20 protein-coding genes and 1 pseudogene are annotated in these 22,842 nt (G+C 72.1%); 12 read left to right on the top strand and 9 right to left on the bottom strand.

The window, feature by feature from the left end:
* Window positions 1-84: 84 nt before the first annotated feature.
* Genes OHA30_RS03755 through OHA30_RS03740 form a run of 4 tightly spaced genes read right to left on the bottom strand, consistent with a single transcriptional unit; the run spans window position 85 to window position 4,197 of the window.
* On the bottom strand, window positions 85-1,173 hold the full coding sequence (locus tag OHA30_RS03755; RefSeq protein WP_328912353.1) for an ABC transporter ATP-binding protein: 1,089 nt from the start codon (window positions 1,171-1,173) through the stop codon (window positions 85-87).
* Complete coding sequence (locus tag OHA30_RS03750) at window positions 1,170-2,087, bottom strand: ABC transporter permease (protein WP_328912352.1); 918 nt, start codon at window positions 2,085-2,087, stop codon at window positions 1,170-1,172. The genes OHA30_RS03755 and OHA30_RS03750 overlap by 4 nt, the downstream gene beginning before the upstream one ends.
* Window positions 2,075-3,028 carry an ABC transporter permease gene (locus tag OHA30_RS03745; RefSeq protein WP_328912351.1) on the bottom strand — a complete coding sequence of 318 codons (954 nt, stop codon included), beginning with the start codon at window positions 3,026-3,028 and terminating at the stop codon, window positions 2,075-2,077. Before OHA30_RS03745 ends, OHA30_RS03750 begins: the two co-directional genes overlap by 13 nt.
* Window positions 3,029-3,036: 8 nt before the next feature.
* Window positions 3,037-4,197, bottom strand: a complete 1,161-nt coding sequence (locus tag OHA30_RS03740; RefSeq protein ID WP_328912350.1) for an ABC transporter substrate-binding protein — start codon at window positions 4,195-4,197, stop codon at window positions 3,037-3,039.
* Between the two features lie 350 nt (window positions 4,198-4,547).
* Here OHA30_RS03740 and OHA30_RS03735 point away from each other — a divergent pair, with 350 nt between their 5' ends.
* From OHA30_RS03735 to OHA30_RS03725, 3 genes are all read left to right on the top strand, one after another.
* Window positions 4,548-5,195: a hypothetical protein gene (locus OHA30_RS03735; protein ID WP_328912349.1), complete on the top strand. Its 648-nt coding sequence runs from the start codon at window positions 4,548-4,550 to the stop codon at window positions 5,193-5,195.
* 203 nt (window positions 5,196-5,398) lie between these two features.
* Window positions 5,399-5,617 carry a DUF6011 domain-containing protein gene (locus OHA30_RS03730; protein ID WP_328912348.1) on the top strand — a complete coding sequence of 73 codons (219 nt, stop codon included), beginning with the start codon at window positions 5,399-5,401 and terminating at the stop codon, window positions 5,615-5,617.
* 51 nt (window positions 5,618-5,668) lie between these two features.
* A complete protein-coding gene (locus OHA30_RS03725; protein WP_328912347.1) occupies window positions 5,669-5,815 on the top strand; it encodes a hypothetical protein in 147 nt (48 codons plus the stop codon).
* A 113-nt stretch (window positions 5,816-5,928) separates the two neighbouring features.
* Here OHA30_RS03725 and OHA30_RS03720 read toward each other — a convergent pair whose 3' ends face one another.
* Window positions 5,929-6,831 carry an NADP-dependent oxidoreductase gene (locus tag OHA30_RS03720; RefSeq protein WP_328917713.1) on the bottom strand — a complete coding sequence of 301 codons (903 nt, stop codon included), beginning with the start codon at window positions 6,829-6,831 and terminating at the stop codon, window positions 5,929-5,931.
* A gap of 195 nt (window positions 6,832-7,026) precedes the next feature.
* Here OHA30_RS03720 and OHA30_RS03715 point away from each other — a divergent pair.
* Together OHA30_RS03715 and OHA30_RS03710 are read left to right on the top strand one after the other, a co-directional pair.
* Window positions 7,027-7,380 (top strand): annotated as a pseudogene (locus OHA30_RS03715) (hypothetical protein); the annotation flags it as partial.
* A 72-nt stretch (window positions 7,381-7,452) separates the two neighbouring features.
* Window positions 7,453-8,304, top strand: coding sequence for a helix-turn-helix domain-containing protein (locus tag OHA30_RS03710; RefSeq protein ID WP_328912346.1), 852 nt, complete (start codon window positions 7,453-7,455; stop codon window positions 8,302-8,304).
* Window positions 8,305-8,374: 70 nt separating this feature from the next.
* Here the strand turns inward: OHA30_RS03710 and OHA30_RS03705 are convergent, their stop codons facing one another.
* The gene (locus tag OHA30_RS03705) at window positions 8,375-9,610 is read right to left on the bottom strand and encodes an IS30 family transposase (RefSeq protein WP_443045123.1); all 1,236 of its coding nucleotides are present in this window, start codon (window positions 9,608-9,610) and stop codon (window positions 8,375-8,377) included.
* 469 nt (window positions 9,611-10,079) lie between these two features.
* On the opposite strand from OHA30_RS03705, the gene OHA30_RS03700 reads away from it, so the two are divergent.
* From OHA30_RS03700 to OHA30_RS03670, 7 genes are all read left to right on the top strand, one after another.
* Window positions 10,080-11,168, top strand: a complete 1,089-nt coding sequence (locus OHA30_RS03700; protein ID WP_328912345.1) for an iron-siderophore ABC transporter substrate-binding protein — start codon at window positions 10,080-10,082, stop codon at window positions 11,166-11,168.
* A 46-nt stretch (window positions 11,169-11,214) separates the two neighbouring features.
* The gene (locus OHA30_RS03695) at window positions 11,215-12,297 is read left to right on the top strand and encodes a FecCD family ABC transporter permease (protein WP_328912344.1); all 1,083 of its coding nucleotides are present in this window, start codon (window positions 11,215-11,217) and stop codon (window positions 12,295-12,297) included.
* A gap of 20 nt (window positions 12,298-12,317) precedes the next feature.
* A complete protein-coding gene (locus OHA30_RS03690) occupies window positions 12,318-13,382 on the top strand; it encodes a FecCD family ABC transporter permease (protein ID WP_405786160.1) in 1,065 nt (354 codons plus the stop codon).
* A gap of 92 nt (window positions 13,383-13,474) precedes the next feature.
* A complete protein-coding gene (locus tag OHA30_RS03685; protein WP_405785834.1) occupies window positions 13,475-14,302 on the top strand; it encodes an ABC transporter ATP-binding protein in 828 nt (275 codons plus the stop codon).
* Complete coding sequence (locus OHA30_RS03680; protein WP_328912343.1) at window positions 14,299-16,020, top strand: ABC transporter ATP-binding protein; 1,722 nt, start codon at window positions 14,299-14,301, stop codon at window positions 16,018-16,020. The genes OHA30_RS03685 and OHA30_RS03680 overlap by 4 nt, the downstream gene beginning before the upstream one ends.
* Entirely contained in the window at window positions 16,017-17,819 is a 1,803-nt protein-coding gene (locus OHA30_RS03675; RefSeq protein ID WP_328912342.1) for an ABC transporter ATP-binding protein, read from the top strand. The genes OHA30_RS03680 and OHA30_RS03675 overlap by 4 nt, the downstream gene beginning before the upstream one ends.
* 121 nt (window positions 17,820-17,940) lie before the next feature.
* On the top strand, window positions 17,941-18,834 hold the full coding sequence (locus OHA30_RS03670; RefSeq protein WP_328912341.1) for a siderophore-interacting protein: 894 nt from the start codon (window positions 17,941-17,943) through the stop codon (window positions 18,832-18,834).
* Window positions 18,835-18,961: 127 nt separating this feature from the next.
* Here OHA30_RS03670 and OHA30_RS03665 read toward each other — a convergent pair whose 3' ends face one another.
* The 3 genes from OHA30_RS03665 to OHA30_RS03655 form a co-directional block, all read right to left on the bottom strand.
* Entirely contained in the window at window positions 18,962-20,311 is a 1,350-nt protein-coding gene (locus tag OHA30_RS03665) for a tetratricopeptide repeat protein (RefSeq protein WP_328912340.1), read from the bottom strand.
* Entirely contained in the window at window positions 20,308-20,922 is a 615-nt protein-coding gene (locus tag OHA30_RS03660) for a class F sortase (RefSeq protein ID WP_328912339.1), read from the bottom strand. The genes OHA30_RS03665 and OHA30_RS03660 overlap by 4 nt, the downstream gene beginning before the upstream one ends.
* 98 nt (window positions 20,923-21,020) lie before the next feature.
* Window positions 21,021-22,724 (bottom strand): DUF4331 domain-containing protein, encoded by a 1,704-nt coding sequence (locus OHA30_RS03655; RefSeq protein ID WP_328912338.1) that lies wholly within the window; start codon window positions 22,722-22,724, stop codon window positions 21,021-21,023.
* Between the last annotated feature and the right edge of the window lie 118 nt (window positions 22,725-22,842).

Raw genomic sequence — 22,842 nt, 5'->3', positions numbered from 1 at the left:
ACCCGCCCGGCCGGCCGCCCGGCCGGGCGGCGGGTGCCTACAGCACGGCACGGCGCGGACCCGGCGCCACGGCCGGGCGGCGGGTCAGACGGCCCGCCGGTCCACCAGAACGGGGCGTTCGGGCAACGTCAGCGTGACCGAGGAGCCCACGGGCAGGCCGGCCGTCTCGGTGGGCAGGTCGGCCTTGACCTCGGTGCCGTCCGCCAGGCGCACGGTGAACCGGGTGATCGCGCCGAGGAAGGCGGCGGCCACCACCGTGGCGCCGCCCAGCGGATCGGCGGTGACCCGGACGGCCTCGGGCCGTACCAGAACGTCCAGTTCGCCGTCGGCGGGCAGGAGCCCGTCCACGGGCAGCCGGGCCCCCATCACCTCGATCTGCGGGCCGTTCCCGGTCCTGACGGCCGGGATACGGCTCATGGTGCCGACGAACTCGGCGACGAAGGCGGTGGCCGGCCGCGCGTACAACTCCGCCGGGGCGGCGACCTGTTCCAGCCGTCCGGCGCGCAGGACCGCCACCCGGTCGGCCATCGACAGCGCTTCCTCCTGGTCGTGGGTCACGAACAGGGTGGTGATCCCCAGGTCCTGCTGGAGCCGGCGGATCTCCTCGCGCAGGGTGAGCCGGACCTTGGCGTCCAGGGCGGACAGCGGTTCGTCCAGCAACAGCACACGGGGCCGGAGCGCCAGCGCGCGGGCCAGCGCGACCCGCTGCTGCTGGCCGCCGGACATCTGGTGGGGGTAGCGGTCGGCCAGTTGGGACAGACCCACCAGTTCCAGCAGCTCCCCTGCCCGGCCGTGCCGTTCGGCCCTGCCGGCGCCACGCATCCGCAGGCCGAAGGCGACGTTCTCCGCGGCGGTCAGATGCGGGAAGAGGCTGTAGGACTGGAAGACCATTCCCGCGCCGCGACGGTGGGCGGGTACCGACGTGACGTCCTCGCCGTCGACCAGCACCCCGCCCGCGTCGGGGGACTCGAAGCCGGCCAGCACCCGCAACGCGGTGGTCTTGCCGCAGCCGGACGGCCCGAGCAGCGCCAGCAGTTCACCCGGGTGGGCGGTCAGGTCCAGGCCGTCCAGCGCGACGGTGGCGCCGAACCTCCTGTGCAGCCCGCGGAATTCCACCCTGGCCCCGCCGGTCTCGCGGGCGGACACGGACGTATCTACGGCGGTGGCGGTCATGAGGTCTCCTGGACTGTGTGCGGCGCGGTCGCGGCGCTATCGCGGGTTCTACGTGCGGGACGGGCCGAGCGCCCGCGTCCGGCCGTGGCGAGCAGCACCAGCAGAGCCCAGGTGAGAACCAGGCTGAGCACCGAGACCGAGACCGACATCTGCGCGTCGCTGCCGCCGATGGAGACGATCCACACCGCGAACGGGCGGTAACCGAGGATCGAGGCGACGGTGTACTCCCCGAGCACCAGGGCGAGGGTGAGGAACGCGGTGTTGAGCAGGGCGCCGCGCAGATTGGGCAGGATGACCTGGACCACGGTCCGCGGCCAGTTCGCCCCGCAGTTGCGGGCGGCCTCCACCAGCGTCGTGAGGTCGAGGGCGCGCAGCCCCGCGTCCAGCGTCCGGTACGCCAGCGGCAGGGCCATCAGTACGTACGCCAGCAGCAGGACCACCGGGAAGCCGGGGTTCTGGGCGGAGTTGAAGATCTCGAAGAGCGGGGTGTCCGCGAAGTCGTCCGGACCCCACTGGAGCACCGAGCTGATACCCGCGGTCAGTGCCACCGCGGGCACCACCAGCGGCAGCGAGCAGAGCACCTCCACCAGCACCCGCAGCCGGGGCGCGCTCAGGCGTACCGCGATCAGCGCGGGCACCAGCAGCAGCATGGTCACCGCGATGGTGGCGGCGGCGAGTTCGAGGGTCAGCCGGAGGCTGCTCCCGAAGCCCTCGGCGCCGAAAATGCCCCGGTAGGAACTCAGCGTCAGCCCCTCACCGGGGACGTTGACGGTGAAGAGCACCGAGAAGGCCATCGGGCCGAGGAAGTACACCGCCGCCACGATCCCGACGATCCCGCGCCACACCCGCGGCCGCCGGCGCCCGGCGGGCTTCGGCGGCCGCCCGGCGGCGGTGGGGGAGGTCAGTGCAGCCATCGTGCGCTCCTGCGCTGAAGGGGTATGTACAGGGCCATCACGACACCCGCGATCACGATCATGTCCAGGCTCAGCGCCAGGGCCACATTGCCCTGCCCGACCAGGACATTGCCGGACAGCGCGTTGGCGATCTGGAGGGTGATCAGCGGTACCGAACTGCCGACGATCGCGGCCGCGGTGGCGTACGCGGCGAAGGCGCTGCCGAAGAGCAGCACGAAGCCGCCCAGCAGCGAGGGGGCCAGGACGGGCAGCGCGACATGCAGCCAGTACTGGAGGGTGGTCGCGCCGTTGTTCTGCGCCGCCTCGCGCCACTGCGTCCGCAGGCCGTCCAGCGCGGGAGTGATGGCCAGCACCATCAGCGGCACCAGGAAGTACAGGTACACGAGGGTCAGCCCGGTGAAGGAGTACAGGCTCCAGCCGTGCGCGCCCAGGTTCAGCAGGCGGGTCAGTTCGCCCGAGTTGCCGAGGGTGGCGACGAAGGCGAAAGCGAGGGGCACGCCGCCGAAGTTGGCCAGCACACCGGAGGCGGCCAGCACCCCTTCGCGCAGCGCCCGGAAGCGCGAGGTCACCACGGCGTGGGCGAGCGGCAGCCCGAGCAGCACGCCGAGCGCCGCGGTGAGGGCGGACAGTTTGACACTGCCCCACAGCGCGGTGAGATAGGCGCCGTGCACCGACTGGCTGAGGTTGTCCGTGGTCCAGCGCTGCCCGCCCGGATCACCCGCCGAGGTCTTGAAGGCGTTGGTGAGGATCGCGAAGGCGGGCAGCCCGAAGACGACCAGGACGAAGACGATCAAAGGCAGGACGGCGAGCCATCCGGCGGCGCGCGGCCGGCGGCGGGACGCGCCCCCGCGCGGATCGGGGGCGGCAGCGGTGCCGCCGACGGCCACCTGCGAGGAGGGGCCGGCGGCGGGGGACGGTGTCGCGGCGGGAGCCGTGGTCATGTCGCCGGTCAGCTGACGGCCTTGGACCAGCCGGCGAGCACGGTCTTCTGTGCCGCGCTGACCTGGTCGGGGGTCGGGAACTCGGGGCTGCCGGTGACGGCCGGGAGGTTCCCCGCGGCCGCCTTGTCCACGGTGCCGTTCTGCGTCATGGCGGGCAGCTGCACCGGACGGGAGAAGCCCTGGAGCCACAGGTTCTGGCCCTCGGCGCTGTAGAGGAACTCCTCCCACAGACGGGCGGCGGCCGGATGCGGCGCGTACTTGTTGATCGCCTGGCTGTAGTACGACGCGTACTGGCCGTCGGCGGGGACGGCGACCTTCCAGTCCACGCCCTTGCTCGCGAACTCCTTGGCGTAGCCCGCGTTGAGGTAGTCCCAGTCGATGCTGATCGGCGTCTCGCCCTTCTCGACGGTCGCCGGGGTGGACTCCACGGGGTTGAAGTTGCCGTTCGCCTTCAGCTTGTGGAAGAAGTCCAGACCGGCCTGGATGTCGTCCAGCGAACCGCCGTTGGCCAGCGCGGCGGCGTACACGCCGCCGAACGCCGAACCGGCCTTGGTCGGGTCACCGTTCAGCGCGACCTTGCCCTTGTACTGGGGCTTGAGCAGGTCGGCGAAGGTGGTCGGGCACTCCTTGACGGCCTTGGCGTCGCACCCGATCGAGACGTAGCCGCCGTAGTCGTCGTAGCGCAGCCCGTTCGCATCCTTCTGCGCCGCCGGAATGTCGTCCCACGAGGCCACCTTGTAGGGGGCGAGGATGCCCTGCGAGGCGGCGCTCAGCGCGAAGGAGTTGCCCAGGTCGACCACGTCGGGGGCGCGGTTCTGACCCTTGCGGGAGGTGATCGCGGTGATCTCGTCCTGGCTGGAGCCGTCCGGGTTCTCGACGGCGACCTTGATCCCGTACTTCTTCTCGAAGGCGGCGATGATGGCACCGTAGTTGGCCCAGTCCGGGGGGAGCGCGATGGCGTTGAGCTTTCCCTCCTTCTTGGCGGCGGCGATCAGGGCGTCCATGCCGCCGAAGTCCGCGGCGGAGGTGGCCGTCGCCGCGTTCTTGCCGTCGCCCTTGGCGGACGACGGACTGTCGGCGGAGGAGGAGCCGCCGCAGGCGGTCAGGGCGAGCGCGACGGTGGTGAGCCCTGCGGCCAGGACGGCGGCTTTGGCACGGGGGACTGTCAAGGGAAATCTCCTGGAGAAGCGGCGTGCGGGCGGCGGACCGCCGGACGACCGCGGACAAAGTGCCGGGGTTGGCCATACGGCTTTTCAGTAGTACGCCCCACCCCTGCGTCCAGCAGGTGAACAATCGGGCGACTTCAGGGTGATGGCGGTGGAATGTCAGAATTTGACAGAGACCTGGCCGTCGGACGTCGGATGGCGGTGGCCGTGCGGCGCCCGCCCGCGGTGTACGTGGGGCGGCCGGGTACGGAGCGGGTACGGAGGCGTCCGCGGCGGGGCGTCGGGTCACCTCCTGGTCACGGTTGGGGTCCGCACCGGGTCGGCGATCACGCACGGATGTCATGCTGCGCGGCATGTCCGACGAATCGCCTGTCACCCCCGATGTTCCGCCCATGCCCGATATGTCACCGTCCACCGCGCCGCAGCCCGTACGGAAAGCGGCGCGGAGGCGCCTGTTGCTCGCTGTCGTTGTCGGTTTTGCGGTAGGTGCCGGCTCTGTGGGCCTGGCGTGGGGTCTGATCGGATCGACCGGCGGTTCGTCGTCGAAGGCTGATGCGAAACCGTCGCCGACAGTGACCGCGGCGGCGACGGCCGATCCGGTGGCATCCCCGTCGGTGACAACCGTCGAGGTGGATTTCACGCCCGCCGAGATGCAGAAGACGTGGACCCCGATCCTCACCCAGCTGTCCGACACGATGGGCCCGATCACCGCGTCGCGCTGCTTGCCGCCGAACGCCATGTCGGATTGCGAGACGGTGAGCGCGACGCTGGAGAGCGCGGCGGACAGACTGACCGAGCAGATCGACGATCGCCCGGAGTTCGACGAGCTGACGGGATACATAGCCAAGGTGAAGGCCGCCAGACTGGCGTTCACGAGCTACGGGTGCGCGACGGCCCCCTCGGATCGGTCGGAATGCCTGACGGCCGAGCGCGCACTGGCTTGGGGTCCGCAGAGCCTGTTGACGGGCGTGAACGCGGCGGCGGCTGACTCGGCCGGCTGACACGGCTGACACGGCTGACACGGCTGACACGGCCGGTCGGCCGTGTCCTGGGCGCGGCCGAGACCTGCGCTCGGATCGTGGCGGGGGGCACGGGTGGCACGACAGGAGCGACTGGCCGCCGAGTGAGCGGAGCGCGGGGGCGCCCGCCCTCATCCGTGCCCGCGCATTCGAACGGGCCGGAGCGCCGCTGACACACTGACCGCATGATCCCTGACGCCCCGCTGCCCGGTCTCGCCACGGACGAGGAACTTGCGGCGGGGCGTCGTGTCGTCCGCTGCGGGATGTGCGGGCGGCCCCTCACCGGCCGGGACGCACGTCTTCGAGGGCTCGGGGACGGGTGCAGACACAAGCTCGGCGGGGATGCGGCCGTGCGTCGGCCCGGGCGGTTCGAGGTCGAGCAGGACGGGTTGCCGGGAGTGTGACGGCCCGACGGCCGGACCCGTCCGGCGGACAAGCGCCGCCCCGCAGGAGCCGTGCCCCTCGGCAAGCGCAACCCGACCTGCGGCGTCGTCCTGCTGAAGTGGTCGGTGACGACCGCTGTGCCTGGCGTGGAGGTGGTCGCGTCCGCCCCCGTGGCGCAGGTGCCCGACGGGTGGGGCGGGCGGGGCCGGACCGGGTGATCCGGCCCCGCGTGGCCCGGTGGACAGCCGGGCGCGGGGAGCGGGTCGGGCCCGCTCCGCCTGCCACAGCACCCTCGGCCGGACCTCACCGACGCCGGTCCGGCACGGCGGTATCAGCCGACCAGCAGGACGAGCTTCCCGCGCACATGGCCGTCCTCGCTCACGCGGTGCGCCTGCGCGATCTCGGCGAGCGGGAAGGTCCGCGCGACCGGGAGCGAGAAGCGTCCGGCCTCGATCAGCCCGCCGATGTCGGCGAGCGCGTGGACGGCGCGGCCGGTGTCCCCGCGGCTGAACGTCACGCCGTGCTGCCGCGCGCCGGCGAAGTCGGCGATCGTCACGACGTTCTCCGGGGCGCCCGCGAGCGCGATGAGCTCGGGCAGGACGCCGCTGCCGGCGACGTCCAGCGCCCAGTCGACGCCGTCGGGTGCGAGCGCGCGGACCCGCTCGACAAGGCCCTCGCCGTAGGCGACGGGCTCGGCGCCCAGTGAGCGCAGGTACTCGTGGTTCGCCGGACCGGCGGTGCCGATCACGCGCGCGCCGCGCACCACGGCGAGCTGCACCGCGGCGCTGCCGACGCTGCCGGAGGCGCCGTTGATGAGCACCGTGCCGCTGCTCCCGACGCCGAGCCGGTCGAGCGCTCGCGTGGCCGTCTCGACGGCGGCCGGCAGCGCGGCGGCTCCGGGGAAGTCGAGGGACGGCGGGATCGGCGCGTAGTGGTCGAGCACCGCCAGTTCGGCCTGGGCCGCTCCCGCGGCGGAGGCGCCGAACACACGGTCGCCGACGGCCACGTCCGCGACTCCCTCGCCGAGTTCGTCGACGACGCCCGCTGCCTCGTGGCCCAGGGTCTGCGGAAGTTCCTCGTCCATCTGGCCCTTGCGCTTCTTCCAGTCGCTCGGGTTGAGGCCGGCCGCGCGCACCGCGATACGGACCTGGCCGGGACCCGGGTGCGGATCGGGGAGATCCACGATCTCAAGAACCTCCGGACCCCCGAACCGGGTGAAACGGACTGCCTTCATCATTCGCTCCGATCTGACCGGGGGCCGTGGGGGCCGTGCTTGCCGTGCGCTGCACAGGGAACGCCGCGCTGCCCCGTTCGATACGAACACCGTACGTCGCGGACGACGTTGCCCCTGGCAGCTCCGTTGGTGGGAAGGCGAACGCGTCCAGGGAGATCACCGGTGGGTACCGCGCGGTCAGCCCCGCGGTGACCGCCGCAGCCGCTGCCGGACGAGGTGGCACTCGACGGTGTCGACGAGTTCCTGTCCACCTGCTGCGCGGGAACGGGTGCCTGGCCGCACGAGCCCGCTGTCGTCGACTGCCACGCCGGCGAGGGCCGCTCCTGGCGCCTCCGGCTTTCCGCCGACGGCACGCGGACCACCCGCCTCCCCACGCCCGGCACGACGCCCGCCACCGCTGTCGGCGAGGACGCGGCCGACGCCTCCCTCCGGGGTACGGCCGGTGAGCTGGTCCTGGCCCGGTACGGCCGTATCCCGGTGGACTCCCTGAAGGTCGACGGCGACCGACGTCTCTTCGACCTGCTCCTGGAATGGAACCCGGACGCGTAGGACGTGACGAGGTGCCGCCTCGCGCCGCTTCGGACCTCCGGGGCGAGCGGCAGGTTAGGGTAACCTAAGTTCATGCTGGCTACAGTCCCGGGCTGCGAGCGCGGCGAGGCACCCCCGGCGGCCGCCCTCCGATGGGCCGAGCCGTCGGAGGGCGGCGTCGAAGTGCCGGCCCCCTATCTGCTCACCACCGCTGTCCTCGACGGATCCCCGCCGGCGGCAGTCGGCGGTGTGCACACCCACTCCGACGGGCTCCTGGTCTGGCCGCACCACGGTTCGCTGACGCTGCACACCCGTAACACCGTGCGCCGGCTCGTACCCGGTCAGGGGATCTGGCTGCCGCCCGGCACCCCGCACGACTCCTCGTTCGATCCGGGCGGCGTGAGCTGCTACACCTACGTGACCCGGGCGGCGATTCCGCCGCACTGGTCCGCTCTGCGCCCGCTGCGGGTGCGGCGCGCCCTCCAGGAGATGCTGCTCCACCTCGACGCCACCTCGATGCCCGACGATCTCCGGCTGCGGACCCAGCGCGTCGTCATCGATCTGCTGGAGGACGACCCGCATCCCGCCATCGACGTCCCCATCCCCGAGGACGGGCGGATCCGCGCCCTGGCCGACGACGTCATGCGCGATCCGGAGAGCGACCTCTCACTGGAGGCGTGGGCGGCACGGCACGCGCTGAGCGTACGTACCGTCACCCGGGCGTTCGGCCGCGATGTCGGCATGTCCTTCGCGCGGTGGCGTTCACTGGTACGGATGTCCGCGGCGACGACGCTGCTGGCGCAGGGCCGTCCGGTCAGCCTGGTCGCGCACCGCTGCGGCTACTCCACGACGAGCGCCTTCTCCGCCGCCTTCCGCCGGGTGACCGGAGCCAGCCCGACCGAGTATCTGCGCGAGCAGACGGTGCCGGTGCAAGCCGATCGCTGAGCGCGCCCCCGGCACGCGAAGGGCCCCTCGAATCCTTGGGTTCATGGGGTCGTCGCAACACCGCCTGGTTTCAGGTGGTGAGTAGATCACGTAGGCGCTCGGCTGGGGTATCCCAGTCGAGTGTCTTGCGTGGGCGGCCGTTGAGTTCCTGGGCGACGTGTTCGAGGTCTTCGGGGCTGTGGATGCTGAGGTCGGTTCCCTTCGGGAAGTACTGGCGGAGCAGGCCGTTGGTGTTTTCGTTGGAGCCGCGTTGCCAGGGTGAGGCGGGGTCGCAGAAGTAGACGGGCATGCCTGTGGCCATGGTGAACTGCTGGTGGCGTGCCATCTCGCTGCCCTGGTCCCAGGTGAGGGAGCCGCGCAGGTGGGCGGGCAGGGTCTGGATCGTGGCGACGAGGCCGTCGCGGACGGTTTCGGCGTCGTGGGCTGCGCCGGGCAGGTGGACCAGCATGGTGTAGCGGGTGGTCCGCTCGACCAGGGTGGCGATCGCGGAGCGCCCGCCCGCGCCGATGATCAGATCGCCTTCCCAGTGGCCGGGCACCGCCCGGTCCTCGATATCGGCGGGGCGGTCGCTGATCATCACCATCGGGTCGGTGAACCGTGGTGTGCGCCGCTGCGGGTCGCGGCGTGGTTTGCGGCGGGTCCGGCCGGAACGGACGGCGGCCTGCACTTCCCGCCTCAGGCCGCCACGGGCCTGGAAGTACAGTGCCTGGTAGATCGTTTCCACGCTCACCCGCATGCTCCGGTCGTCGGGATGCTCCTTGAACAGAGCGTGGCAGATCTGCTCCGGTGACCACCGCCTGCGCAGTCCGTCCTGGACGAAGCGGCGCAGCCGTCCCTCGCGCAGTAGTTTGCGGTCCTTGGGCCGGGGCCTGCGCGCGGCAGCGGCGCGGTGGGCGGCGTAGGGCTGGTAGCCCCCGGTGCCGGAGTTCGTGTCGATCTCCCGCTTGACCGTGCTCGCCGGCCGCCCCAGGGCACGCCCGATCGCCCGCAGCGACCAGCCCAGCGCACGCAGATCGCGGATCTGTTCGCGCTCGGCCAGTGTCAGAAATCGCGGATGCAGTTGCTTTTCCAGGGCTGGCAGGCCCACCGGTACTGTGGTCACACCGCCCATCGTGACGGTCCCGGTGGTGTAGTCGACACGGCGGCCGTCGGCATAGGTGCGTGTGGTGCCGCTCTTCTTGACGCCCCAGTCCCAGTCCTTGGCCGTGCGCTCGTTCACACCGACCTGCCGGGCCGCCACCCGGCGTGCGACACCGGCGGCCCGAAGCCGCTCGTACTCATCCCGCCCGGGATGCCGCCGCGGCAGGCGCACCGAGCCCTGTCCGGCCTTCCGGGCCCAGCCGAAAGCAGTGTTCCGGTTCACCCCCAGCTCACGGGCCACCACCGTCACGTTCCCCACAGCATCCAGCCGCGCAAGGAAACGCTCCCGCAACCCCACACGATCCCCACGCTCAACGCCCACAGTCCCCGCAACTCCCACAGATCGCAGGTGTTGCGAGGACCGTTAGAACCCAAGATCCGCCGCGTTCGAGGGGCCCTTCGTGTGCCGGAAGCACGTCGCCCGGCATGCCGCCGATCCGATACGTGGCCGAATCTCGACACACCATGGCCAGTCCGCGTCCCCTGCCGGCGGGTCGGCTCCCTAGCGTTCACTTAGGTAAGGGTTACCTCAGTTGAAGCGTGGGTTCGGACGCAAGCGTGTCGCCCCGCTGCGGTCGCCTCCCCCCTACATCCGCCGTCGCGTCACCGCGGCGTGCACAGATCCGAGGAGAAGCATGTCCATATCCATCGCGGCAGGACGCGGACCGGGCGCCGTGGCGCGCCTCATGGCGCTGGTGATCGCGGCCGTCGTCGTGCTGGCGGGCTGCGGCAGCGGCGGGTCGGAGCCGGACACCGCGAAGGCGAAGGCCGGGGCCGTTGCGGACGGATTCCCCGTGACCATCAAGCACGGCCACGGGACCACGACGATCAAGAAGAAGCCCAAGCGTGTCGTGGCGGTCAGCTGGATGTCGCTGGACGTGGTCGCTGCGCTGGGCACGGTCCCGGTCGGCGTCGACAAGCAGTGGGGCGGCGACAAGCAGGGGTACACCCCGTGGTTCCGCGGCGCGGTCGAGAAGCTGGGCGGGCCGCTGCCCGAGACGCTGAACTACGGTGACGCGGGCGAGATCGACTTCGAGCAGATCCTCTCGCTGAAGCCGGACCTCATCGTCGGCCTGTACTCCGGCATCACCGATGTCGACTACAAGCGCCTTTCCCAGATCGCGCCCACCATCCCGTACCTGAACAAGCCCTGGGACGGCGGGACCTGGCAGGAGATGACCCGGACGATCGCCAAGGCGCTGGGCGAGACGAAGAAGGCCGAGAGCCTTGTCGGCGACGTCGAGGGCCGGTTGGCCACGGTGACCGACGAACATCCGGAGTTCAAGGACAAGACCTTCACCTACGGAGTCGCCCTCACCCCCGGGTCGACGGACGTCGGTCTGTATCTCGACTACGACGCCCGTGTCCGGCTGCTGACCGAGATGGGCTTCAAGAACACCCCGTCGATGGACGCGATCGCTTCCACCGTGAAGGGCACCAACTGGTACGGCGGAGTCAGCCTGGAGAAGCTCGACACGATCAAGGCGGACATCTTCGTCGCCTGGGCCAACGGCCCCGACGAGGTCCCCTACACCCTCAAGGACCCGCTGTTCTCGCGCTGGAAGCCGATCGCCGCGAAGCACTACGCGTTCGTACAGGACCCGGCGCTGGGCATGGCCACCAGCGGACCGTCGGTGCTCTCCATCCCCTGGGCGATGAAGCGCTACGTCCCGATGCTCGCCGACGCCGTCGCGGGCAGGGGCAACACCGGCGCGGACTCCTGACCGCCGTCCGCCGTTTCCGCAGGTGACGCTCTCCCCAAGGACAACCATGACGACCGCCTCACCCACGGGTGACCTCACCACCGGTACGGAACGCGATGTGCCGGTCCCGCGCCACGGCGTGGGCCCGGCCCGGCGCAACCGGTCCCGCCCGCTGATCCTGCTGACCGCGATCGGGCTGCTGTTCGTCGTCGCCGTGCTCAGCGTGATGGTCGGCGCCCGACCCATCGCTCCCGGCACGGTGTGGGACGCGCTGTTCCACTTCGAGAACTCCGACGAGCAGGTGATCGTGCGCGAACTGCGCGTGCCGCGCACCGTGATCGGGCTGGTCGTCGGCGCGGCCCTCGGCCTCAGCGGCGCGCTGATCCAGGCGTTCACCCGCAACCCCCTGGCCGATCCCGGCATCCTCGGGGTGAACGCGGGCGCGAGCCTCGCGGTGACGTTCGCCGTCGCCGTACTCGGGTACACCAGTGCCGGCCAGTTCATCTGGTTCGCGCTGGCGGGGGCCTTCGGGCTCACCGTGCTCGTCTACACGCTCGGCTCGATCGGCGGCGACCGGGGCAGCCCGGTGAAACTCACCCTCGCGGGCGTCGCGTTCACCGCCGTGTGCGGCGGCTTCACCTCCGCCATGGCGCTCAAGAACACGACCACGTTCGACGTCATGCGGTTCTGGGGCGTCGGCTCCATCGGCGGCCGGTCGCTGGACATCCTCCCCGTCGCCCTGCCGCTGATCGGCGCCGGGCTCGTACTCGGGCTGTGCAGCGCGGGCTCGCTCAACGCCCTGGCGCTGGGCGACGACCTCGCCCGGTCGCTGGGCACCCGTCTCGCCCTGACCCGGGCGGTCCTGGTCCTCGCCGTCACCCTGCTGGCCGGGACCTCCGTCGCCGTCGCCGGTCCGATCTCGTTCGTCGGGCTGATGGTGCCCCACATCGTGCGCTGGTTCGTGGGACCCGACCAGCGCTGGATCCTGCCCGTCACGATCATCGCCGCGCCCGCCTTCCTGCTGGCCGCCGACATCATCGGACGCGTGGTCCTGCCCTCCGGGGAGATGCGGGTCGGGCTCGTCACCGCGCTCGTCGGCGCACCCGTCCTCGTGGTCCTCGTCCGACGCCGGAAGGTGAGCACCCTGTGACCACCGGAACCACGGGAACCATGGGACGGACCGCACCGGACCGGGTCGACTTCGGACGGACCGTCTGGACCTGGCGGCGGACCGGAATGGCCCTGCGTATCGAGCGGCGGTCCGTCCTCGTCTGCGCCGCCCTGGCAGTCGTCGTGGCCGCCCTCGGCGTCCTCACCCTCGGCACCGGGTCCATCGCGTTCACCCCGGCGCAGGTGCTGTCCGCCCTGTTCGACCCGGACGCCGACTCCCGTGCGCGGCTGGTGGTCGTGACCTGGCGGCTGCCCCGGCTGCTGTTCGCGATCCTCTGCGGCGCGGCGCTCGCCATCAGCGGCGCGCTCTTCCAGTCGCTCACCAAGAACCCGCTGGGCTCGCCCGACGTGATCGGCTTCGCCTCCGGCTCGTACGCGGGCGCGAGCGTCGTGATGGTTCTGCTCGGCACCGCCGACTACCTCGCGGTGGCCTCGGGTTCACTGATCGGCGGGGCGCTGACCGCGCTCCTGGTGTATCTGCTGGCGTACCGCAACGGGCTGGCCCCCTTTCGTCTCATCATCGTCGGGATCGCCGTCGGCGCGTTCCTCAGCTCCCTGACCTCGATGCTGCTCCTCTCCGTCAACCCGCAGCAGGCGATGATGGCGGCGACCTGGGGAGCGGGTTCCCTCAGCGGACTCGGCTTCGAGCAACTGCGGTCGGCGGCGGCCGTCTTCGTCGTCCTGCTGATCTGCTCGGCGGCCGTGGTGCGGCCCCTGATCCATCTGGAGCTGGGCGACGACGCGGCCGTGGCCCTCGGGGTCAACGTGCGGCGCGCACGGCTCGCGGCCACCTTCGTCGGGGTCGCGCTCACCGCGCTCGTGACCGCGGCCGTCGGCCCGATCTCGTTCATCGCGCTCGCCGCGCCGCAGATCGCCCAGCGGCTGACGCGCGGCTCCACCACGGTGCGGATCGTCCCGGCGGCGCTGACCGGCGCCGCGGTCCTGGTGGGCGCCGACTTCATCGCCCAGCGCGTCGACCTGCCCGTGGGCGTCGTCACGGTGTGCGTCGGCGGGGCCTATCTGGCCTGGCTGCTCGCCCGCCAGTACGCGGGGCGGCGCGGATGACCGTACCGGCCCCGCCGCCCCCGCCGGCCCCGTCGCCCCAGGCCCGCCCGGTGGCCCCCACCGCTCCGGCCGCCCATCCGCGAGGAGTACCCGTGACCATCACGACGCAGCGCACCCGGACCCCGGTCCCGGCACGTCTTGAGGTGCTCGACGCGTCCATCGGCTACGGTCGGCGGCCCGTCTCGGAGCACCTGGACGTGCGCATCCCGGACCGGTCGTTCACCGTCGTCATCGGCCCCAACGCCTGCGGCAAGTCGACCCTGTTGCGCGCCGTGTCCCGGCTGCTGAAGCCCAGCGCCGGAAAGGTCGTCCTGGACGGCCGGTCCATAGCGGAGTACGGCTCCAGGGAGGTGGCACGGACGCTCGGACTGCTGCCGCAGACCTCGCTGGCGCCCGACGGGATCACCGTCGCCGATCTGATCGCCCGGGGACGCCACCCGCACCAGAAGCTGATGCGCCAGTGGACCGGGCAGGACGAGGAGGCCGTACTGGCCGCCATGGCGGCCACCTCCGTCACGGAGCTGTCCGGCAGGCAGGTGGACGAACTCTCCGGCGGCCAGCGCCAACGCGTCTGGGTGGCCATGGTCCTCGCCCAGCAGACCCCGATCCTGCTGCTGGACGAACCGACCACGTTCCTCGACATCGCCCACCAGATCGACCTGCTGGAGCTGTTCACCGATCTGCACCGCGCCGGGCACACTCTCGTCGCCGTACTCCACGACCTGAACCACGCGGCCCGCTACGCGACCCATCTCATCGCCATGCGCGACGGCCGGGTGGTCGCCGAGGGCACCCCGCGGGAGGTCGTGACCGCCGCCCTCGTGAAGGAAGTGTTCGATCTGCCCTGCCAGGTCGTCTCCGACCCGGTCACCGGCACGCCCATGGTCATCCCCCTGGCCCGGAATCGGGACGCCCGGTGAAGCGGACCGGTATCGGCCGGACCGGCGTCGACCGCACCGGCGGGCGCGGTCCGCACAGCGGTGTCCACGGGCCGAACTCCGTCCCGGCACTGTTCCGGGTCGCGCTCCTGTGCGACGGGCGCGGCCGCCGGCTCACCCTCATCACCCTCGCGTTCATGGTCCATCAGCTGTGCGAGGCGCTGGTGCCGATCCTGATCGGCGTTGTCATCGACCGGGCACTGACTCCCTCGGACCGCTCCGCCCTGTTCTGGTGGCTCGGCGTGCTCGGGGCGGTCTTCGTCGTCCTGTCCCTGTCCTACCAGCGGGCGTCGACGGCCATGGTGGGCCTCTACGGCTACGGCGAGCACGAACTGCGGCAGCGCGTGATGGCCCGGCTGCTGGACCCGCGCTCCCTGCGCCGCCGGCCCGGCCCGGGAGAAGCGCTCTCCCTGGTCTCGTCCGACACGTACCGGGTCGCCGGGGTCTCCTGGAGCGTCGTGCAGCAGGCCGCGACCGTCACCGCGATCCTCACGGCGTCGACGGCGCTGCTCGTGATCTCCGTGCCCCTGGGCCTGGGCGTCATCGCCGGCACGGTCCTGGTGCTCGTCGTGATGCGCCGGGTCTCGATGCCGCTGGAGGCACGGGGACTGGCCGAGCAGAGTGCGGCGGCACGGGCCGGCGAGGTGGCCACCGACATGATCACCGGACTCCGGGTGGTCATCGGCATGAACGCCCGGTCGGAGGCCGCCCGCCGCTACCGCGCCGCGAGTGAGGAATCGCGGCGCGGCGCCGTGGCCACCTCGCGCTCGGTCCTGGCGTACGGCAGTCTCAGCCTGCTGCTGTCGGGGGTGTTCCTCGCCGTGCTCTCGACGGCGTCGGGGTATCTCGCCCTCGACGGCAGCATCACCGTCGGCCAGCTCGTCACCGTCCTCGGACTCGCCCAGTTCCTCCAGGGCTCGCTGGCCCATGTCGGTACGTTCGCCGCCAACTGGATCCACAAGCGTGCCTCCGCCCGGCGGCTGGGCGACCTGCTGGACGAACCGCCGCTGATCGGCCCCGCCGAGACCGCAGCCGAAGCCACCGCCGCCTGCGCCACCGCCACCGCCACCTGCGCCTCCGCCCCCGCGGTGCGGTGGCATCCGCCCGAGCACGGCGAGCCCCTCGATCTGCGGCCCGGCGAACTCCTCGGCGTCGTCCCCCGCCATCCCGGGCACGCGAGGGAGCTGAGCGACCGGCTCGGCTACCGCGTCCCGCTCCGCCGCGGCGAACTCCTGGTCGGCGGTGTCGACGCCGTCGACCTCGGCCCCGATCCGGTGCGCGCCCGGATCGCGGCCCCGCCCCACCACGGCGCGGTGTTCTCCGGCACCCTGCGCTCCAATCTCACCCCCGCAGGGCGCGAGAGCGACCCGGCCGTGCTCAGAGCCGCGATGCTCGACGACGTACTCGAACTGGTCGGGGGCGACCAGGCCGAGGTCGGCGAGCACGGCCGCAGGCTCTCCGGCGGCCAGCGTCAGCGCCTGCTGCTCGCCCGCGCGCTGCACACCGACGCCGACCTCGTCGTCCTCGACGAACCCACCACCGCGGTCGACCCGGTGACCGAACAGCGCATCGCCGAAGGGCTGCGCGGCCTGCCCGCCACGACGCTCCTGATCACCACCAGCCGGATCCTTCTCTCCGCCTGCGACCGGGTCGTCGACCTCGGCGGCGCCCACCCCGAACCGAACGGAACCACCAGGTGACCCCCGCGCAAGGCACCCTGCCCATCGCCGGTCCCCGCCGCACCCGCGAGGAACTGGTCCGCCGGCTCGGCGCGCACCGCGGCCGACTCGCCGTTTCGCTGCTCACCCTGCTCGGCGGTACGGCCGTCACCCTCACCACCCCCGCGGTCCTCGGCGGCATGGTGGACGCCGTCGCGGACAGGGGCGGGCAGGGCCGCATCACGGCGCTCGGCGTCGTCCTCGTGCTCGTCGCCGTCACCGGAGCCGCACTCGCCTACGCAGGCGGCCGGATGCTGGTCGTCCTCGTCCAGGGCGTACTCGCCGCCCTGCGCGAGGACGTGTTCGAGACCGCGGTCCACCTCCCGGCCAGCACGCGGGAGTCCTCGGACAGTTCCGATGTCGTCTCCCGTGTGACACGCGATGTCGAAGCGATCTCCGAAGCGGCCTCCGACGTGCTTCCCGACGTCACCAACGCGAGCTTCACCATCGGCCTGAGCCTGGTGGGCCTCGCGGCCCTCGACTTCCGACTGGCACTCGCCGGCCTGATCTGCCTGCCCGTCCACATATTCGCCACCCGCCAGTTCCTGGCCCGCTCGCACCTCGTGTACGGGGACATCCGCCGGTTGGAGTCCGCACGCGGCCAGTCCGTCATCGAGGCGGTGCACGGCGCCGAGACGATCCGCACGTACCGGACCCAGGGCCGGCACCTCGGCGAGCTGGCCGAACACAGCGAACTGGCCATCGCACGGCAGCGCGACGGTGTACGGCTGCGCAACCGGTTCACGGGCCTGCTCAACGCGGCGGAGTTCTTCGGCCTCGCCGCCCTGCTCGTCACGGGCTTCGCGCTCCTCGGCTCCGGGGCCGTCTCGGTGGGCGCAGCCACGGCGGCGGCCCTCTACTTCCACCGACTCTTCGGCCCTGTCGGGGCGCTGCTGGGGAGCCTGGACGACATCCAGCGGGCGACGGCCGGGCTGTCACGGCTCGTCGGTATCACCGACCTGGGCGTCACCGGCCTGGGCCGCGACGGCGGCAACAGCACCGGCGGCGGCCGTCAGCGGTCCGCCGCGGCGGGTACGCGCCACCGCCCGGCGATCGACGTGAAGGGCGTCTCGTTCTCGTACGACGGCACACGCCACGCCCTGCGCGATGTCTCGCTCCACGTACCCCCCGGTACGAGCCTCGCGCTCGTCGGCGCCAGCGGCTCCGGCAAGAGCACGCTGGCCCATCTGATCGCGGGCCTGGGCGAACCGGACCGCGGAGAGATCACCATCGGAGAAGGGGAGGCGGCCCGGACCCCGTCCCGGTATCTGGTCACCCAGGAGATCCATCTGTTCGGCGGCACCCTGGCGGACAACCTGAGGATCGCCCGGCCCACCGCCACCGACGACGAACTCCGCCGCGCCCTGCACGAGACCGGAGCCGGCTGGGCGCTGGGGCCGGAGTGCGGGCTCGACACCGTCCTCGGCGCCGGCGGCACCCCTCTCGACGACGGATCGGTCCAGCACCTCGCGCTGGCCCGCGTGCTGATCGCCGACCCGGACGTCGTCGTCCTCGACGAGGCCACCGCACAGTCCGGTCCGCAGACCCGCGTGCTGCTCCGGACGGCTCTCGAACGCGTCATCCGCGGACGCACCAGCGTGATCGTGGCGCACCGCCTGGAACAGGCGCGCGACGCGGACCGCATCCTCATCCTCCGGCGTGGCGAGGTCGCCGAGCAGGGCACACACGGCGAACTGCTGGCCTCCGCGGGGGAGTACGCCGCCCTCTGGCACGCGTACACCGGCGCCGCCGCCGGTACCGGCGGCGCCCGGCAGCCGTGACGACCACCACCGACCCGTTGCCGCACACGAACCCGCACACGAACCCGAACCCGCACCCGCACCTGTACCCGCACCCGCACACGAACCCGCACCCGTGCCCGTACCCGAAGGAGCAGCACCCATGACCATCCACCGCGCCGTGGTGGCCCGCGTCCGGCCGCTCACCACGACCATGGTCCGCGTCACGTTCCACGGCGAGGGCCTCGCCGCGTTCACGTCCACGGGCGTCGGCGACGAGTACGTCCGACTGTTCTTCCCCCACGGCCCCGACCGCACCGATGTCTCCCTGCCCGACCCGACGGACAACGGCGGCTGGCGGACCCCTGAAGGGCGGCCGACAGCCCCCGTACGCACGTACACCATCCGGTCCGCCCGCCCGGAGGCCGGCGAGATCGACGTCGACTTCGTGCTGCACGGCCACGGGACGGCGTCCGGCTGGGCCGCCGCCGCCCGCCCCGGCGACGTGATCGGCCTCAACTCTCCCACTGGCCTCTACAGTCCCCCGGCCGACCTCGCCTGGCAGGTCCTGGTCTCCGACCTGAGCGGTCTGCCCGCCGTCGGACGCCTCATCGAGAACAGTCCGGACCGCGTCACGACCCGGGCCGTCCTCGAAGTCCCCGACCCTTCCTGCGTCCAGCCGCTCCCGGACCGGCACGGCGTCCGGGCGACCTGGACCTACGGCGGCAACGGCCACGGCCCCAGCCGCCTGGCCGAACTGGTCGGCGCCGCGATCCCGCCCGGCACGGACCTGACCGGCGGCTACGTATGGGTCGCCGGTCAGACCGACGCCCTGCGCGCCGTACGCCGCTATCTGCGCAAGGAGTTGCGGCTTCCCGCCGAGCGCTTCAAGGTCGTCGGCTACTGGATGCCGGACGGCGACTCCTGGACCCGACGCTACGAAGCACTGCCCGCCGCCGTACGGTCCGAACTGGACAGCATGTGGCACAACCCGGCCGACGAGCCCGAGGACCTCACCATCCAGTACGAGGACCGCCTCAGCAAGCTCGGCCTGTGACCACTGGAGGGGCCTGACACGCCGTGCGGTTGGCCCGCCTTTCGACCCGCGCCCGGCCCCCGGCGGCACCTCGATCGTGTGCACCCGCGAAGCGCTGAAGCCGCCGGACCTGAAGGCGAGGGGTGCCCTACCGCAGCGCCGCGAGGGCCGCACGCGCTCGGGGTGCTTGCAGCGGGCTGAAGTGGGGGTTGATCGCGAGGGCCCGGGTCAGGTCGGTACGGGCCGCGGAGGTGTCGCCGAGGGCTTGGTGGATCATCGCCCGGTGGTAGTGGAAGAGGGCGTTGCGGGTGCCCTGGGCGAGGGCCTGGTCGGATTCCGCCAGGGCCTCCTGGTCCTGGCCGTTGGCATGGAGTGCCCAGGCCAGTGCGTCGTGGGTGTCCATGAAGGGGCGGGTGGCGAGGCCCTTGCGGGCGATGGCCAGGGCCTGCTGGACGTTGCCGTGGTCGGTTTCGAAGAGTGCGGCGTCCGAGTCCAGGGCGACACCGTTGGCGGCGAAGAGCCGCTGTTCGGCGCGGAAGACCTGGTACTGCTGGTCGGCTTCCTTGGTGCGGCCGAGCGACTGGTACAACTCGCCGAGCTGGAGGACGTATTCGGGCTGGGGGACGCGCCGGACGGCCCGGGTGAGGTCGGCGACGGCGGCGTCGGTCTTCCCGAGGGCGGCTTCCGCGTGCGCTCTGGCCTGGAGCAGGGCGGTGTAGGTGGGGGCGGCCCGGAGGCCGGCGTCCGCCTCGGTCAGTTCGGTGGCGGGGTCGCCGTTGTTGAAGGCGAGTTCACCGAGGTAGTAGTAGGCGAACGCCTGGTCGGCGGGGCCGGCCGCGTCGTTGAGCGCGCGCCGCATGTCGGTGCGGGCGGTGGAGATGTCGCCGCGCAGTTCCGCCACGTAGGAGGCGCGGGACAGCGACGGCGAGCCGGGGCGCAGGTCCACCATGTGCTGGACGGCCTCCGCGGCTTCCGGGTAGCGGCCGAGCTGGGTGCGGGCGTCGGCGAGGGTGCCGTAGAGGGACGCGTTGTAGGGGTTGGCGGCGATGGCGCGTTGCGCCCAGGTCAGCGCCTGGGCGAAGTGGTGGCGACCGGCTTCGAGTGCGGCCATGCCGCCCATCGCGGTGAAGTTGCCCGCCGGTTGGAGGGCCAGGGAGCGGGTGAGTACGCCTTCGGCCTTGGGGTAGTACGTCGGGTCCGCGGTGGCCTTGGCCTGCTGGACGTAGTCCAGGCCGAGGGTGCCGAGGGCGACGGCGTCGCCGGGGGTCTGCCGCAGGTGGGCCTGTACAGCCCTGATGTCCGCGGCCAGCGGGTCCGCCGCAGCGGCCGGGGCGCCGCCTTCGGTGCCCGCGGCGGCACCGGTGCCGGTCGGTGCGGCCGGCCAGGATGCCAGGCCGAGACCGCCGGCGAGGAAGAGCCCGACGCCCAGGACCGTGGAGGCGCCGGCGGACAGCAGGGTGCGTCGACGCGAGTGGCGTCGGCGGTGATGCAGGGTCAATTTCCGCTCCGGGTGGGCACGGTCGGGGGGTGTGGCGAGGCGAGGGTGGCGTAGACGACGAGGTTGTCGCGGTAACCGCCGTGCTCGCGGTCGTAGGGGCCCCCGCAGGTGATCAGGCGCAGGGAGGGCGGGCCGGTCGCCGCGTACACCTCGTTGTCGGGGAAGGCGTCCTTGTCGTACTGGCGCAGTGCTCTGACGGTGAAGGTGACGCGGGAACGGTCGGCGCGGTCGATGGTTATCCCGTCACCGGGGCGCAGTGACGAGACGTTGTAGAAGGCGGCGGGACCGGTCACAGAGTCGACGTGGCCGACGACTATCGCCGCGCCCCGGTCTCCCGGCCGGGGGCCGTCGCTCCACCAGCCGACCTGGTCGGGGTCCTGCGGGGCGGCGAGGTGGCCGTCCTGCTGCACATCGAGCCCGACGAGCGGGTCGCTGAGGGCGATCCGCGCGATGCGTATCCGGGTCGGCGGGGGCGCGGCGGGAGCGGGGGCGGGCACGGACCCGGTGGGCCGGGCGACGGGCAGCGTCCCTATGTCCGCCTCGGCGGGGGGCTCGGGCCGGACGACGAGCGCGCAGCTCCCGGCCGCCGTCAGCGCCATGCCCAGGGCCACGGCCGCCGAGGCGACCGGTCGCCTCGGCGGCCGCCGGGGTGACCCCGGCTGTCCGCCCCCCGGTGCGGAGGGCGGACAGCCGGGGTCTGCCGGGACGGTCACACCCGGCTCACGCGACGCCGGCGCAGGGCCATGACGCCCGCGCAGGCCAGCAGTGCGCCGCCACCGGCCGCGACCGCGGGCACGACGGGGAAGCCGTCCTTGAACGCGGTGCCGCCGAAGCCGGCTCCGACGCCGCCGCCGGGCTGGAGGGAGTCGGCCTGGTTGACCGCGGCGGTGTTGGGCAGCGCCACGTACGGGAAGGTCGCGCCGGGCCGGCGGTACGGGGTGTTGACGCCGTCGCCCGCGGCGAGCGCGGGCACGATCGTGCCGGTCTGGGCAGCGCCTTCGAGGGCCTGGAGTTCGATGTCGACGACATCGTCGTCGAGGCGGCGGCCGTTGGGGAAGCCCTGGAGGTCGCCGCCGAGCACACCGAGCCGGTTGGGGTTCGCGGTGGGCGCGACACCCATGTTGAGCCGCAGTTCCTCGGACGCGGTGAAGCCGTTCTTGTTCACGTCGGCGTTGAGCAGTTGCGAGTTGAGGTCGGCGTCGATGGGTCCGCAGGCCTTGCAGATGCCGGTGAGGAAGATCTCCACCAGGTCGTTGCGGGGGGTCGCGGGCGCGGGGATCCCGTAGATGCTCTGGATCAGCTTCGGCACGATCGGGTCCTTGACCGCGTTCACGACCGGGGTGACGGTGTGGTCCACGTCGGGGCTGATCGAGTTGAAGGCGTCCTTGTAGTTCAGCGGCACGACAACCTCGTTGACCAGCGGATTGCCGAGCCGGGAGACCTGGTGCCACCCGCTCTGTCCGTCCTTGCCCGGGGCCTGCGCGGTGTCCTTGCCCTGCGTGTCACCGCTGCTGGCGTGTGAGGCCGTCCCGCCCTCGGAGCCCTTGCTCACGGTTCCGGTGACCGCGGCGCCCTGGCGGTCGGTGGTGGACCAGATCCCGACGACGGGGTTGCGGGTGGCGTCACCGTTCAGGGCGAGGTCCTTCTTGGGGACCTGGAGGACGATGGTGTTGACGTTGTAGCCGGCGAGTGTGTTGTGGCCGGTCTCCTTGAGGTTGCCGCCGTAGAGCAGGTCGAAGATCCGCAGGTCGGCGAAGAACGGGTCGGAGGTCTGCCCCGCGAGGGTCTGGCCGCCGCCCGGCAGCGGTGTGATGGCCTGCTTGCGCAGCGAGGCGTAGTCGGGCATCGACGCCTTGCCGACGTTCGAGGGAGCGGCGGCCGCGTTGTCGAGCAGCGTCGTGACGTCGCCGCGGGCGTCGGTCCGGGTGAGGGTGTAGGTCTGGCGGAAGTTCAGGGTCGGGTCGTTCAGGTTGTTGACGACGCCGGTGTTGTAGAGGAACTGGTTCTGGCCGTCGCGCAGATGGTCGGTGAACGACCAGGTGTAGGTCGTGTCGGCCCTGCCGTCGCCGTTGCTGTCGATCTTGATGTTGTAGTGGGCGTCGTTGGCGAACGGGTAGAAGTTCGGGCCGCCGTTGGGCTCCTCGAACGGAATCCAGTCGGCCACCATCGTCACGGTGTCCGGGTTGTCCGGGCTGGTGAAGGCGTAGACATCGGTGTTGTCGGCCTTCGGGTCACCCGCGATCAGCGGCGCCTCGCGGTGGCTGGAGGCGGAGCTGACACCGGGCGCGAGACCGGTCAGGGCGGCGGCGCCCAGCAGCGCGAGAGTGCCGGCGCCGGCGAGTGTGCGCTCGGCCGAGCGGAGCGAGGGCTTGCGGAGCGAGGGCTTTCGGCGTGACAGGCGGAAGGGTCGCATGGGCCATCCGTTTCCGGGATGAGCCGCCACCCTCATGAAGGTGACGGCCGCTGGCGGTGGACGCTCGAAGCCCCATACGAACCGGTGGGCGCGCCCGTCGTCGGCGCCGCCATCCCGA

This window comes from Streptomyces sp. NBC_00223, assembly GCF_036199905.1.
GTDB lineage: Bacteria > Actinomycetota > Actinomycetes > Streptomycetales > Streptomycetaceae > Actinacidiphila.
This window is presented reverse-complemented; position numbering and strand designations above follow the sequence as displayed.